At 72.4% G+C, this 12373-nt stretch carries 17 protein-coding genes; 2 read left to right on the forward strand and 15 right to left on the reverse strand.

Annotation, left to right across the window (positions count from 1 at the left end; all coding sequences use genetic code 11):
* Nucleotides 1–9: 9 nt before the first annotated feature.
* The 15 genes from EFK50_RS12925 to EFK50_RS12995 form a co-directional block, all read right to left on the reverse strand.
* Nucleotides 10–1149, reverse strand: coding sequence for a flagellar hook-length control protein FliK (locus EFK50_RS12925; protein ID WP_123227949.1), 1140 nt, complete (start codon nt 1147–1149; stop codon nt 10–12).
* Nucleotides 1146–2087 (reverse strand): transglycosylase SLT domain-containing protein, encoded by a 942-nt coding sequence (locus EFK50_RS12930; RefSeq protein ID WP_123227950.1) that lies wholly within the window; start codon nt 2085–2087, stop codon nt 1146–1148. Before EFK50_RS12930 ends, EFK50_RS12925 begins: the two co-directional genes overlap by 4 nt.
* Nucleotides 2084–2521 (reverse strand): flagellar FliJ family protein, encoded by a 438-nt coding sequence (locus EFK50_RS12935; RefSeq protein WP_123227951.1) that lies wholly within the window; start codon nt 2519–2521, stop codon nt 2084–2086. Before EFK50_RS12935 ends, EFK50_RS12930 begins: the two co-directional genes overlap by 4 nt.
* On the reverse strand, nt 2518–3828 hold the full coding sequence (locus EFK50_RS12940) for a FliI/YscN family ATPase (protein WP_123227952.1): 1311 nt from the start codon (nt 3826–3828) through the stop codon (nt 2518–2520). The genes EFK50_RS12935 and EFK50_RS12940 overlap by 4 nt, the downstream gene beginning before the upstream one ends.
* A complete protein-coding gene (locus tag EFK50_RS12945) occupies nt 3825–4463 on the reverse strand; it encodes a FliH/SctL family protein (RefSeq protein WP_123227953.1) in 639 nt (212 codons plus the stop codon). The genes EFK50_RS12940 and EFK50_RS12945 overlap by 4 nt, the downstream gene beginning before the upstream one ends.
* Nucleotides 4444–5460, reverse strand: a complete 1017-nt coding sequence (gene fliG / locus EFK50_RS12950; protein WP_123227954.1) for a flagellar motor switch protein FliG — start codon at nt 5458–5460, stop codon at nt 4444–4446. Before fliG ends, EFK50_RS12945 begins: the two co-directional genes overlap by 20 nt.
* On the reverse strand, nt 5457–7052 hold the full coding sequence (gene fliF / locus EFK50_RS12955; protein ID WP_123227955.1) for a flagellar basal-body MS-ring/collar protein FliF: 1596 nt from the start codon (nt 7050–7052) through the stop codon (nt 5457–5459). Before fliF ends, fliG begins: the two co-directional genes overlap by 4 nt.
* Nucleotides 7052–7366 carry a flagellar hook-basal body complex protein FliE gene (gene fliE, locus EFK50_RS12960; RefSeq protein WP_246004145.1) on the reverse strand — a complete coding sequence of 105 codons (315 nt, stop codon included), beginning with the start codon at nt 7364–7366 and terminating at the stop codon, nt 7052–7054. The genes fliF and fliE overlap by 1 nt, the downstream gene beginning before the upstream one ends.
* Nucleotides 7363–7752: a flagellar basal body rod protein FlgC gene (locus EFK50_RS12965; protein WP_123227957.1), complete on the reverse strand. Its 390-nt coding sequence runs from the start codon at nt 7750–7752 to the stop codon at nt 7363–7365. Before EFK50_RS12965 ends, fliE begins: the two co-directional genes overlap by 4 nt.
* A gap of 1 nt (nt 7753) precedes the next feature.
* Nucleotides 7754–8128, reverse strand: a complete 375-nt coding sequence (gene flgB / locus EFK50_RS12970; RefSeq protein ID WP_123227958.1) for a flagellar basal body rod protein FlgB — start codon at nt 8126–8128, stop codon at nt 7754–7756.
* Between the two features lie 140 nt (nt 8129–8268).
* Nucleotides 8269–8751 carry a hypothetical protein gene (locus tag EFK50_RS12975; RefSeq protein WP_123227959.1) on the reverse strand — a complete coding sequence of 161 codons (483 nt, stop codon included), beginning with the start codon at nt 8749–8751 and terminating at the stop codon, nt 8269–8271.
* Nucleotides 8748–9110 (reverse strand): response regulator, encoded by a 363-nt coding sequence (locus EFK50_RS12980; RefSeq protein ID WP_123227960.1) that lies wholly within the window; start codon nt 9108–9110, stop codon nt 8748–8750. Before EFK50_RS12980 ends, EFK50_RS12975 begins: the two co-directional genes overlap by 4 nt.
* Nucleotides 9111–9126: 16 nt before the next feature.
* On the reverse strand, nt 9127–9582 hold the full coding sequence (locus EFK50_RS12985; RefSeq protein ID WP_123227961.1) for a chemotaxis protein CheX: 456 nt from the start codon (nt 9580–9582) through the stop codon (nt 9127–9129).
* Nucleotides 9579–9962 carry a response regulator gene (locus EFK50_RS12990; protein ID WP_123227962.1) on the reverse strand — a complete coding sequence of 128 codons (384 nt, stop codon included), beginning with the start codon at nt 9960–9962 and terminating at the stop codon, nt 9579–9581. The genes EFK50_RS12985 and EFK50_RS12990 overlap by 4 nt, the downstream gene beginning before the upstream one ends.
* 3 nt (nt 9963–9965) lie before the next feature.
* Nucleotides 9966–10808: a CheR family methyltransferase gene (locus EFK50_RS12995; protein ID WP_123227963.1), complete on the reverse strand. Its 843-nt coding sequence runs from the start codon at nt 10806–10808 to the stop codon at nt 9966–9968.
* Nucleotides 10809–10961: 153 nt separating this feature from the next.
* On the opposite strand from EFK50_RS12995, the gene EFK50_RS13000 reads away from it, so the two are divergent.
* Complete coding sequence (locus EFK50_RS13000) at nt 10962–12014, forward strand: protein-glutamate methylesterase/protein-glutamine glutaminase (protein ID WP_123227964.1); 1053 nt, start codon at nt 10962–10964, stop codon at nt 12012–12014.
* Between the two features lie 81 nt (nt 12015–12095).
* Nucleotides 12096–12344 (forward strand): hypothetical protein, encoded by a 249-nt coding sequence (locus EFK50_RS13005; RefSeq protein WP_123227965.1) that lies wholly within the window; start codon nt 12096–12098, stop codon nt 12342–12344.
* The last annotated feature ends 29 nt before the right edge of the window (nt 12345–12373 follow it).

Here is a 12373-nt window from a genome sequence, read left to right on the forward strand (position 1 = left end):
GTGCCCTCCTCACATGGTCAGGTCGACACCCGCGAGGCGGGGGCCGCTGACCGGTTGGGTTGATCGGACCTCCGGAAGCACCGGTTCGCGGTGCTGCCGAGGGCTGCGGTCGCCGTCCCTGGCGGGGTGATCCGCACGCGTCCCTGCGTGCTGGTCGGTGGGGCGGTCCGAGCCGGCGCCGAAGGACGCCCCGGTCGAACCGGTGGTGGGAGCCGGTGCCGCGTTCGGCAGGTCCCGTACGACGACCCGCGCGTCGGTGGCGCCGGCCCGCTCGAGCAGGCGACCGAGCTCGGGGCTGCCCTCGACCAGCGAGGCCTGGGCCTCCTGGCCGGCGGCGAGGCGGACGTGCACGGCCCCGGCGCGCATCGTCATCACCACCCGGACCTCGCCGAGGTGCTCGGGGTTGAGGGTGAGCGTGATCCGGTGGGTGCCGTTTCCGCGGCTGACCAGCCCGGTGACCTCGGGGAAGACCTGCGCGCTGACCCGGTCCAGCTGCGCGCTCGGGGCCGTTGGAGCGGCGGACGCGGTGGTGGGCGCGACCGGCGCGAGGACGCTGGGCACGGGAGCAGCGGTGCCCGACGGCTGGGCCGGCTGGATGGCTGCTCCGTTGGCGGGGGTGGCCGGCGCGCTGGCCGGGGTGCCGGCGGGCTCGTCCCCGGCCCCGTCGTACACCGACCTGCGAATGTCGCTGATGGGGTCCGTGGGAACCCCAACCGTCTCACCCGTGACATTTGCATGTTCGGCGCCCGCGGGGGGCCGGGCCGGGGAGACCGCCGGGACCGGGGGACCGGCAGGCTCGCCCTGGTTGCCGTCGTACACCGACCTGCGAATGTCGCTGGTGGGGTCCGTGGGAATCCCAGGCGTCCCGCCCGTGACATTTGCATGTTCGGCGCACACGGTGTCCGAGGCCGGCGCGGGTGCCACGACCGGCGCGACGACCTGCGCGATCAGTGGCGGGTCGCCGGCCAGGGCCTGCCCGTCGGCCACCGGCATCTCGGCAGGCTCGCCGTCCGGCTCCTGCGCGTCCGGGCCGGGCGACCCCAGCGCGTTCAGCAGCGCCGCCAGGAAGTCGCCGGGCGCGGCGTCGGCGACCTCGCCGCCCGCAGCTGCCACGGGTGCCGGAGTCGTTGCCAGGGGAGCGATGGTCATGAAGCCGCCTTCATCATCGAGAGCACGTTGCGGACGTAGTTCCGGGTCTCCGGGTACGGCGGGATGCCGTCGTACTTGAGCACCGCGCCGGGCCCGGCGTTGTACGCCGCCAGCGCCAGGTCGGTGCGCCCGAACCGGTTCGTGAGGTCGCGGAGCATCCGGGCGGCGCCGTCGACGGCCTGGGCCGGGTCGAAGGAGTCGGTGACGCCGAGGCCGCGCGCGGTCCCCGGCATCAGCTGCATCAGCCCCTGGGCTCCCGCTGGGCTGACCGCCTTCGGGTCGTAGCCGGACTCCTGCTTGGCCACCGCGGAGAGCAGCGCGGCCGGGACGCCGTACTTCTCCGAGGCCGCGGTGAACAGGTCGGCGTACGGCGTCCGCGCGCTGACCCGGGAGGCGACGCCGAGCTCGCTGTCGGCGGGCACGATCCGGCGGATCATGTCCGGCGTGGAGGGCACGTCCACGATCCGCACGTTCAGCCCGGTGCGGGGTGCCTCGATCATCTTGCCGTCGCCGACGTAGATGGCGATGTGGTCGGCGCCGTTGTTGCGGCTGGAGTTGTCCCAGGCGAGCAGGTCGCCGGGTTGGGCCTCGGCCAGGCTGGCGACCGGGGTGCCGGCGCGGGCCTGGTCGCTGGAGACCCGGGGCAGGTCGTAGCCGAGGTTCTTGTAGACCAGCTGCACCAGTCCGGAGCAGTCCAGGCCCTTCCGCGGGTCGGTACCGCCCCAGACGTAGGGCAGGCCGAGGTACTTGCGGGCCTCGGTCACGACGGCGTCGCCGCTGGCCGGGATGTCGCCCGAGTACGGCGTCGCGGCCGTCTCGTCGAGCGCACCGGTGAGCGCCGAGGCGAACGCGGTCGAGGTGGTGGCCCGCGGGGGTGCCAGCATCGCCAGCTGGGACTGGATCTGCTGGATCCGCGCGGTGATGTCGGTGACGCTCATCGGCCCGCCTCACGTCGGAGCCAGCGCTGCGCGGCGAGGTCGTCGAGGTCGCGCGCCTCGCGGCGGCCGGCCTCCTCGCGCCGGGCGGCGGCGCGTCGCTCCAGCAGCATCTCGATCGCGCCGAGCCGGGACTTGTCCTGGTGCCAGCGGGCCAGCGCGGCCTCGCTGATCGTGGCGGCCTGGTTGCGCTCCGCCTCGGCCGTGCCGAGGATGCCGCCGAGGACTTCGAGCGACTGGCGCAGTGCGAGGAACGTGGCGGCCGGACCGGACTCGAACGCGTCGGCCGCGTCCACCCGCGCCCGTAGCTCGTCGACCCGGGCCTGGGCGCTGCGCTGCTCGCCGAGCGCGGTCTGCAACCCGATCCGGCTGTCGGTCTCGCGTACCCCGCGGACCCGGGCGACCGCGGCCAGGCCGGCGTCGTGACGGGCGCTCATCGGGCCGCCTCCGGAGTGATCAGCGCGGCCAGCCGGTCCCAGCTCTCGGCTGTCGGCGTGGTCTGCTCCAGCGGCTGCTGGAGGAACGCGGTGATCTGCGGCAGCCGGGCGAGGGCGAGGTCGGCGTCCGCGTCGGCGCCCGGGACGTAGGCCCCGATCTCGACCAGCTCGCGGACGTTGCGGTGCGCCGCCAGCATCCGACGCAGCGCGGTCGCGTCGGCGCGCTGCTCGGGCACGGTGATCGAGCTGGTGACCCGGGAGATCGACTCCAGCACGTCGATGCTGGGGAAGTGGCCGGCGGTCGCGAGCGACCGGGAGAGCACCACGTGCCCGTCCAGGATCGAGCGGGCGGTGTCCCCGATCGGGTCCTGGAGGTCGTCGCCCTCGACGAGCACGGTGTAGAGCCCGGTGATGCTGCCGTCCGGGGAGGTCCCGGCGCGTTCGAGCAGCCGGGGGAGGAGGGTGAAGACACTCGGCGGGTAGCCGCGGGTGGCGGGCGGCTCGCCAGCCGACAGCCCGATCTCGCGCTGCGCCATCGCCACCCGGGTGAGGCTGTCCATCATCAGGACGACGTGCCGGCCGGTGTCGCGGAAGGACTCCGCGATCCGGGTGGCGACGAAGGCGGCCCGCAGCCGTTCGACCGGCGGGGCGTCGCTGGTCGCGACCACGACCACCGACCGGGCCAGGCCCTCGGGACCGAGGTCGTTGTCGAGGAACTCCCGCACCTCGCGGCCGCGTTCGCCCACCAGGGCGATCACCGAGACCTCGGCGTCGGTGCCGCGGGCGATCTGGGAGAGGAGGCTGGACTTGCCGACGCCGGATCCCGCCATGATGCCGAGGCGCTGGCCCCGGCCGCACGGCACCAGCGTGTCCAGGGCCCGTACGCCGAGGCCGAGCTGGGTCTGGATCCGCGGGCGGCTGAGGGCGTCCGGCGCGGCGTGCTCGACGGAGACCCGGGGCAGGTGCGCCAGGGAAGGTCCGCCGTCGATCGGGCGGCCGAGGCCGTCGACGATCCGGCCGCGCAGCTCGTCGCCGACGGGGATCCGCAGCGGACCGCCGGTGTGCCGGACCAGGGCACCGACCTGCAGCCCGGCGGTGTGCGCCAGCGGCAGGCAGATCAGGCCGCGCGGACCGCTGGCCGCGACCTCGGCCAGGGCCGAGCCGTCGATCTCGACGAGGTCGCCAACGGCGGCCGGGAGGCCGGTGACCAGGACGTGCAGGCCGATCAGCTCGGCGACCTTGCCGAGCAGCAGCGGGGCGGCCGCGGCCCGGGCCCGTTGCCCGGACTCGAGGGTGAGCAGGCTCATCGGAGCACCTCGCGGACGCGTTCGAGCGCGGTCGAGATCCGCAGGTCCAGGACGTGCTCGGCCGCCTCGACCAGGGCGTCGCCGCGGTTCAGCGCCGGGTCGGCGATCACGGTGGCGCCTGCCGCGGCGAGGGCCTCGGAACCGGCGAGCTCGTCCGGGTGCAGCCGGACCGTCACCAGGGGCTCGGGGGGAAGCAGCGCCAGCGCCCGCCGTACGACGTCCACGCCGACGGCGACCTGGTGCCCGACCAGCTCCACCAGCAGGTCGTAGGCGAGATCGCTGGCTCGCTCCTCGACCCGGGCGCAGGTCCCGGCGACCTGGTCGTGGAGGTGGCTGGCGGCGACGGCCAGGGCGGCGATCGCGGCGCGGTGCTCCTCGTCGCGGAGCACCGCGGCGGCGCGGCGGGCTTCCGCGGCGGCCTCGGCCTCGACGGCGGCCAGTGCGCGGGCGGCCCGCTGTCCCTCGGCCCAGCCGACCGCGTAGCCCTGGGACCGGGCCGCCGTCCGGGTGCTCTCGGCGAGGGAGGCCAGGGTGTCCTCGGTGACGGCGTCGCCGAGGACGGCGTTCGAGCCGAAGCGCGTCCACACCCCGGACCGGAGCTCCGGGAGCGCGAGGTCAGACGACGAACTCTTCATCGTTCCCCCGTCGGACCATGATCTGCCCCTGCTCCTCGAGCTGGCGGATCGTGCGGATGATGGACTGCTGGGCCTCCTCGACCTGGGTCAGCCGGACCGCGCCGAGCAGCTCGACCTCCTCGACGAGGTTCTCCGCCGCACGGGTGGAGAGGTTCGTGGTGATCTTGTCCCGGACCTCGTCGGCGACACCCTTGAGTGCCAGGGCCAGCTCGTTGCCCTCGACCGAGCGCAGCACCAGCTGCACCGACCGGTCGTCGAGGCTGACGATGTCCTCGAACATGAACATCCGGCTCTTCACCTCGTCGGCCAGGGCCGCGTCGAGGGCTTCGAGGCCCTCCACGATCTGGCGCTCGGTGGACCGGTCGGAGCGGTTGATGATGTTGACCAGCGGGTCGACGCCGCCGACCCGGGACATCTCCGCGGGTTGCAGCATCGAGGAGAGCTTCCGCTCCAGGGTGCTCTCGACGGCGCGGATGATCTCCGGCGAGGTCCGGTCCATCACCGCGATCCTGTGCGCGACCTTCGCCTGCTGGTCGGGGGTGAGTCCGGAGAGCAGCAACGAGGCCTTGTCGGGCGTCATGTGGGCGAGCACCAGCGCGATCACCTGCGGGTGCTCGTCGACGATGAAGGACCGGAGCTGGGCCGGGTCGGCGCGGTGCAGGAACTGGAACGGCAGTTGGATCGCCGCGGCCTTGACCCGCTCCATGATCTCGGCCGCGCGCTCGGGACCGAGCGACTGCTCGAGGAGCTGCTGCGCGAAGGTGATCCCGCCCTGGGCGATGTGCTGGCGCGCGGTCATCATGTCGCGGAACTCGCTGATCACCTGCTGGGTCTCTGCGGTGCTGATCGACTCCAGCCGGGCGATCTCGGCGGAGATCGCCTCGACCTCGGCGTCGGAGAGGTGGCTGAGCACGGTCGAGGCCCGGTCCCGCCCCATCTGGATCAGCAGGATCGCGGCCTTGCGGACGCCGAGGCCGGCCAGCGTGCTGGCATTCATGGGCGCTCCACCAGCCAGCCGCGGAGCAGCGCCGCGACGTCCTCGGGCTGCCGCTCGACCAGGGCGGCGAGCTCGTCGAGCATGTCCTCGGTCTCGGACTGCTCGGTGCTCTCCAGGGCGAGCAGGGCGGCCGAGGTCTCGACGGGCTGGGCGTTGGCGCGCTCGAGGGCGTCGAGGCGCAGCTGCTCCACGACGTACGACGTGGCCTCGGCGCGGGCCTTGGCGCGCTTGCGGCCCTTGAGCCAGGCGAGCAGCACGATCAGGGCGATCAGCACGACCAGTCCGCTGTTGCGCAGCAGGCTCATCTGCCGCGAGCTCGCGTCCGCCTTCGCGGCGGCGGCCAGCTCGGCCTTAGCGGCCTTCTCGGCGGTGCGGTCGAACGGCAGGGTGGAGACCTGGACGGTGTCGCCGCGGGCCGGGTTGATCCCGACCGCGCTGGTGATCAGCCCCTGGACGACGTTCGAGTCGATGGTCCGCGCGGTGGCCGCGTCCAGGACGACGCCGACGTGCAGGTTGCGGACCGAGCCTGGCGCGTTCTCGCGGCGCTCGACAGTCAGGTCGACGGCGTTGTCCGAGGTCTCCGAGGACTTCTCGTAGACGCCGTTGCCGCCGCTGTTCGCGGTGCCGGAGGAGTCCATCTGGCCGTCGGGGCCGACGACCCCGGTCAAGCCCGAGCGGGCTCCGGCGCCGTTGTACTTCTCAGAGCTCTTGGTCGAGGAGAGCGGTGCGTTGTTCTTGTCGTAGCCGTACTTCTTGGTCTCGGTCACCGACTTGTCGAAGTCCAGGTTCGCGGTCACGGCGACGGTGGAGTTGCCGGGGCCGACGACCCGGTCAAGCATCGTCTGGATCCGGGAGTTCAGCTGCTGCTGGTAGTCGGTGACCTGCTGGTCGCGGGTGCTGGCCGCCGTACCGGCCGCGCCGTCGCCGCTGGACAGCATCCGGCCGGCGGAGTCGGTGACGGTGACCTTGGCGGGGTCCAGGCCGTCGATGCTGGAGGCGACCAGGTTGGTGATCGAGGTGACCTGCTCGGCGCTCAGCGTCGTCCCGGGCCTGGTGGCGATCAGCACGGACGCGGTGGCCGGGTCCTGGCTGTCGGCGAACACCTGCTTCTTCGGGATCGCCAGGTGGACGACGGCGGTCTGCACCCCGTCGAGCGCCTCGAGCGTCTTGGAGAGCTCGCCCTCCATCGCCCGCTTGAAGTTGTTCTGCTCCTGGGCCTGGGAGGTGGAGAGACTCTGCTTGTCCAGGATCGAGTAGCCGCCCTCGGAGCTGCCGCTCGGCAGGCCGGCGCCGGAGAGGGCGATCCGCGAGGTGTAGACCTGGTCCTTCGGGACCATCACGGTGGCGCCGCCGTTGGTGATCTTGTACGACACCCCGTCGGCGTCGAGCTTGTCGATGACCGCGGCGGCGTCCTTGCTCGACAGGTTGCTGAAGAGCGGGGCGTAGCTCGGCGTCGCCGCCCAGCGGAACACCAGGAACCCGGCGAGCAGCAGGGCCGCGGTGCCGAGCACGGCGACGACCTTCTGGCCGGTGGTGAACTCGGTGAAGGTCCGCTGGTAGCGCGCGAAGGTGCGGCTGATGGTGTCCTTCATCAGACCTGCATCCGCATGATCTCGGTGAACGCCTCGACGGCCTTGTTGCGGATCGCGACGGTGAGCTGGGTGGTCACCTGGGCCTCGGAGGCCGCGATCGTGTAGTCGTGGATGCTGGTGAGGTCACCGGTGGCGGCCTTGACGGCGAGCGCGTCGCTGCGGTCCTGAACCGACTCGAGCCGGTCCAGGCCGTCGAGGACCAGGTCCCCGAACTCCTGGCCGCCGGAGGTGCGGGCCGCCGCGGCGGGACTGACGCTGGGGGCGACGTACGGCGTGAAGCCGACGCTCTCGATCCCGGAGACAGACATGGTCATCGTCCGATCTGGAGGGCTGCGGTGTAGGTGTCCTGGGCGTTCTTGGTGACCTGCACCGACGCCTGGAAGCCGCGCTGGGCCATCACCAGCTGGCTCATCTGGCTGGCCAGGTCGACCTCGGGGAGGCGGACGTTGCCGTCGGCGTCGGCCAGCGGGCTGTCCGGGTCGTTGACGACCCGCCCGATCGGGTCGGAGTACGCGACGCCGGCGACCTCGACGCCGCCGTCGGGACGGGCGCCGGCGATCACCATCTGGCCCTGGAAGGCCTTCTCGCTGGTGCGGGTGGCGGTGTTCACGTTCGCGATGTTGTTGGCCAGCGCGTCCAGCCAGGTCTGGTGCATCCCGAGGCTGGTGTTGGCGATCCGGAGCAGGTCGAAGGCGCCCATGTCACTGGCCCGTCGCGGCGGTCTTGACCAGGTTGAACCGGTCGGAGACCGCCCGGGTCAGCATCTGGTACTGGAACTGGCTCTGGATCGCGCCCATCGTCTCCTTGCGCAGGTCGACGTTGTTGCCGTTCGCCCCGACCGGGGTGTCGGTCGGCGTGGTGGTGGCGCCGGTGTCGACCGGGGCACCCTCGCGTGCGGTGAACGCCCCGTCGTCGATGGCGGCCCGGAGCTGGGTCTCGAAGTCGACGCTGGTGGCGCGGAAGCCCGGGGTGTCGACGTTCGCGATGTTGTCGGCGATCACCCGCTGGCGCAGCGAGACGCCGTCGAGGGCAGTGGCCAGGACCTGGCTGACTGCGTCGGACACGGCGAACGGCACGGAAGCCTCCGGTTGCGCTGAAGAGGGTGCCAATCCGTGGCGGGTGGGGCGAGCGATCCGTGCTCGGGGGGTTGTTCGGCTCCCGCGGGGAGGTCCTGAGTGGAAACGGACATTTAGTGCAGGTGGGGACGTTGGTCCCGCTACGCCACCAGCACGACCGACAGCCGGCCGCCGCCGTACCCGCCGACCTCGACCGCCAGATCCTCGCGCCGGCCCAGGGTCAGCGCCCTCGCCAGGACGTCGCCCGGGACCGGCGCGCCGGCGTGGTGGACGTCGTACAGCCGGACGTGGCGGGCGCCGTTGACGTTGAAGAGCGAGGCGGCGATGTTCAGCACCTCGTAGACGTTCTCGCGGAGCACCTCCGGAAGGGTGCGCTCCTCGATCGCCGCCTCGGCCCCGGCCACCGGAACCAGTCCGATCGAGGCGCCGGCGTGCGCGGAGAGCGGCAGGTCGAGGGCGACCACCGCGGTCACCTGGAGCGAGTCGTCGACGTACACGGCGACCGTGCAGGGGTTGTTCGGGGTCGGGGCGAGGGGCGCGTTCGGCGCGACCTGGACGTCCCGGTCGAGCAGCTCGCCGAAGAGGTCGCGGATCTCCTTCGGGCTCGGCAGGTACGACGTCATCGCAGGACCGGCGCGAGGGCCTCGTCGAAGGCCTCCGGGGTGAACGGCTTCGCGATCAGGAACAGCGCGCCGCCCGCCTCGGCCCGGGCCCGCATGTCCGGCGACCCCTCCGAGGTGACGAAGCCGAACGGCACCGCGGAGCCGGCGGCGCGGAGTGCGGCGAGCAGGTCGATCCCGTTCATCTCGGGCATGTTCCAGTCCGAGAGGACCAGGTCGGGCGCCTCGCTGCGCACCTTCTCCAGGGCGTCGCGACCGTTCTCGGCCTCGACGATGTCGTGACCGGCGTACCCGGCCTGGCGCAGGGTGCGGATCACGATCTGGCGCATCACCCGGCTGTCGTCGGCGACGAGGATCTTCATGGTGCTCTCCTGGGTTCTAGGCGTGGACGTGGACGCTGACGACGAGCGGTGCGCCGCCCCAGCCGGCATCGAGGCGGCAGGCCTCGACGACGTCGGAGGGCCGCGCCACCCGCCCTGCCGCCACCACCGGGAGGGACAGGGTGCTGGGTCCGGGCATCAGGCTCTTCACGTTGCCGCCGATCATGTTGACGAGCTCGCCGACCGCGTCCGCGACGTCCTCGTCGGAGGTCGGGTCCAGGCCGTCGACCAGGCCGAGCATCCGGCGGGTGACCTCCGCAGCCATCGGTCCGGGCAGCTCCACGCTGACCAGGCCGCGCCACTCGCCGGTGATGCTGACGGCGGCGGACCAGCCGACCTCCAGGTCCCCGGCCGGTCCGGGGACCAGCGGCTCCTCGGTGCCCAGGAACGTGCCCCAGACCTCGTCGACCACCATCTGCACGTCGGTCAGCGACGGCGCGGACAGGACCGTCATGCCGGCACCGGCTTCGCGACCAGGCCGAGGAGCTCCAGCTTCTCGGCGATGGCGTCGGGGGTGAACGGCTTGATCACGTACTCGTGCGCCCCGGCGGCGAGCGCCCGGACGATCTGGCCGTGCTCGCTCTCGGTGGTCACCATCATCAGGGTGATCCCGCGCCAGTCCGGGTTGGCCCGGACCCGGGTGATGAACGTGTAGCCGTCCATCACCGGCATGTTCCAGTCGATCAGGCACAGGTCCGGCACCCGGCCGGCCTCGAGGTGGTCGAGCGCCTCCTGTCCGTTGCCGGCTTCAAGGGTCTCGAAGCCGAGCTCGGTGACGGTACGACGCAGGATGCTCCGCATCGCGCGGGAGTCGTCGATGATCAGCGCGTCCATGGGTCAGGCTCCTGTCAGGGCGATGGGCTGAAGGGTGGTCGTGGCGGGTCGATGCAGCTGGGTCCGGCCGTGGGCCTCGCGGTTCCAGTCGTCCTCGAGGTCCAGGGTGGTCTCCGAGGAGCCGAGCAGCAGGAAGCCGTCCGGGGCGACGACCTGGCGCATCCGGCGGAGGATGTCGCGCTTGGTCTCTAGGTCGAAGTAGATGAGGACGTTGCGCAGGAAGACGATGTCGAAGGTCGGCAGCAGCGGGAACGGGGCGGAGAGGTTCAGCTGCTGGGTCCGTACCATCCGCTTCAGGTCCTCGCTGATCTCCCACTCGCTGCCGGCGCGGCTGAAGTACTTGACCAGCGAGGTGGCCGGGAGGCCGCGGTTCATCTCCACCTGGCTGTACCGGCCGGCGTCGACCCGGGCCAGCATGGTCGTGGAGACGTCGGTGGCCAGGATCTGCGCGGTCCAGCCGGCCGGGAGGTGCTGGTCGAGCAGCATCGCCAGGCTGTACGCCTCCTGGCCGCTGGAGCAGGCCGCGGACCAGATCGACAGGTGCCGGACGTGGCTCCGGGCGGCCACCATCGCGGGCAGCATCACCTCGGTGAAGGCCTGGTACGGCGCGTTGTCGCGGAACCAGGAGGTCTCGTTGATGGTGAGCGCGTCCAGCGCCTTGGCCTGCTCGACCGGGTCGGTGCGCAGCCGGGCCACGTAGCCGTCGACGTCGGCGCAGCCGGCCTCGCGGGCCAGCGGGAGCAGCCGGGCCTCGACCAGGTACTCCTTGCCGGGGTCGTAGAGCATCGCGGTCTCCCGACGGGCCAGGTCGGAGACGAAGGCGAAGCTCGGCGGGGAAATCGTCACGGCGGGTCCATCGGTAGCCGCCCGGGATTCCTGAGCAGAAACCGCCCCGGACGTCGAGCCTGTCGAGACGCCTCAGCCCCGGTCGCGGACAGTCCGGACGTCGAGCCTGTCGAGACGCCTCAGCCCCGGTCGGGGACTGCCGATAGGACGCCCGTGATCCGGGTACTGGTTGTCGACGACTCGGCGCTGGTGCGCCGCCTCGTCACCACGTCGTTGAGCCTGGACCCGGAGATCGAGGTGGTCGGGATCGCGGTGCACGGTCGCGAGGCGGTCGACCGGGTCGAGGAGCTGCGTCCCGACGCGGTCACCCTCGACATCGAGATGCCGGTGCTCGACGGCCTCGGTGCGCTAGCGGCGATCCGCCGGCGCCATCCGCGGCTGCCGGTGATCATGTTCAGCACCTTGACCGAGAAGGGCGCCACCAAGACCTTGGAGGCGCTCTCGCTGGGCGCCTCGGACTTCGTCACCAAGCCGTCGAACACCACCTCGATGGCCGAGTCGATGGCCAGCGTCCGCGAGCAGCTGATCCCCAAGGTCAAGGCGCTCGTCGGCGCCCGCCGGGTGGTGGGGCCGGGACGTAGCGAGGGTCCGGCGCGGACACCACCGCCGGTCCGGGTCGCGGCACCCTCGACGACCCGCCCCGAGGTGCTGGTGATCGGCTGCTCGACCGGCGGACCGGACGCGCTCTCCCGGGTGCTCGAGGAGCTGCCGGGGACGTTGCGGGTGCCGGTCCTGGTGGTTCAGCACATGCCGCCGCTGTTCACCACGATGCTCGCCGAGCGGCTGGACCGGGTCTCGGCGCTCTCCGTGCGTGAGGCCGTCGAGGGCGACGTACCGGCTCCTGGGCAGGTGCTGGTCGCGCCGGGCGGGTTGCACCTGCGGGTACGGCGGTCCGCGGGCGTCGTACGGGTGCATCTGGACGACGGCCCCCAGGAGAACTTCTGCCGGCCCGCCGTGGACGCGCTGTTCCGCTCCGCGGCCGAGGCGTACGGCGGCGCGGTTGCCGCTCTGGTCCTCACCGGGATGGGCCAGGACGGGCTGATCGGCTGCCAGCTGCTCGCCGAGCAGGGAGCCTGGATCGCGGCGCAGGACGAAGCCAGCTCGGTGGTGTGGGGGATGCCCGGGGCGGTGGCCTCGGCCGGCCTGGCCCACGAGGTGCTGCCGCTGGAGGACGTCGCCGGCAAGCTCGCTGCCGCTCTCGCGTAGCGGACGTCGAGCTTGTCGAGACGCCGTGACGTGCGCGTGTTGCTCTCGGTCCACCACGGCCCGGTGACGCATCATGGATCCGTGGAGATCCTGCTCTGGCTGCTGCCTGCCGCCGTGGTGACCGGGATCGCCATGCTCTGGGCCGGCTGGGCCGGGCGCGAGGCCCCGGACCGGGAGCGTTCCGAGGCGGAGCAGGAGCGGTTCGCGGCGGCGATCATGCGGCCGCTGCCGACTGCGGCGAAGGCGCGTCCGCAACCCCGCTCGCGGGAGCGCAGTACCGGGGTGGCGGTGCGCCCCTCCGAGCGCGAATCGCCCCGCCGGTCCGCCTGAGCGGCCCGGCGCTCACCGGGTTGCGGTCA

Origin of the sequence: Nocardioides marmoriginsengisoli (assembly GCF_003725695.1) — a bacterium.
In the GTDB taxonomy this organism is placed as follows: domain Bacteria; phylum Actinomycetota; class Actinomycetes; order Propionibacteriales; family Nocardioidaceae; genus Marmoricola; species Marmoricola marmoriginsengisoli.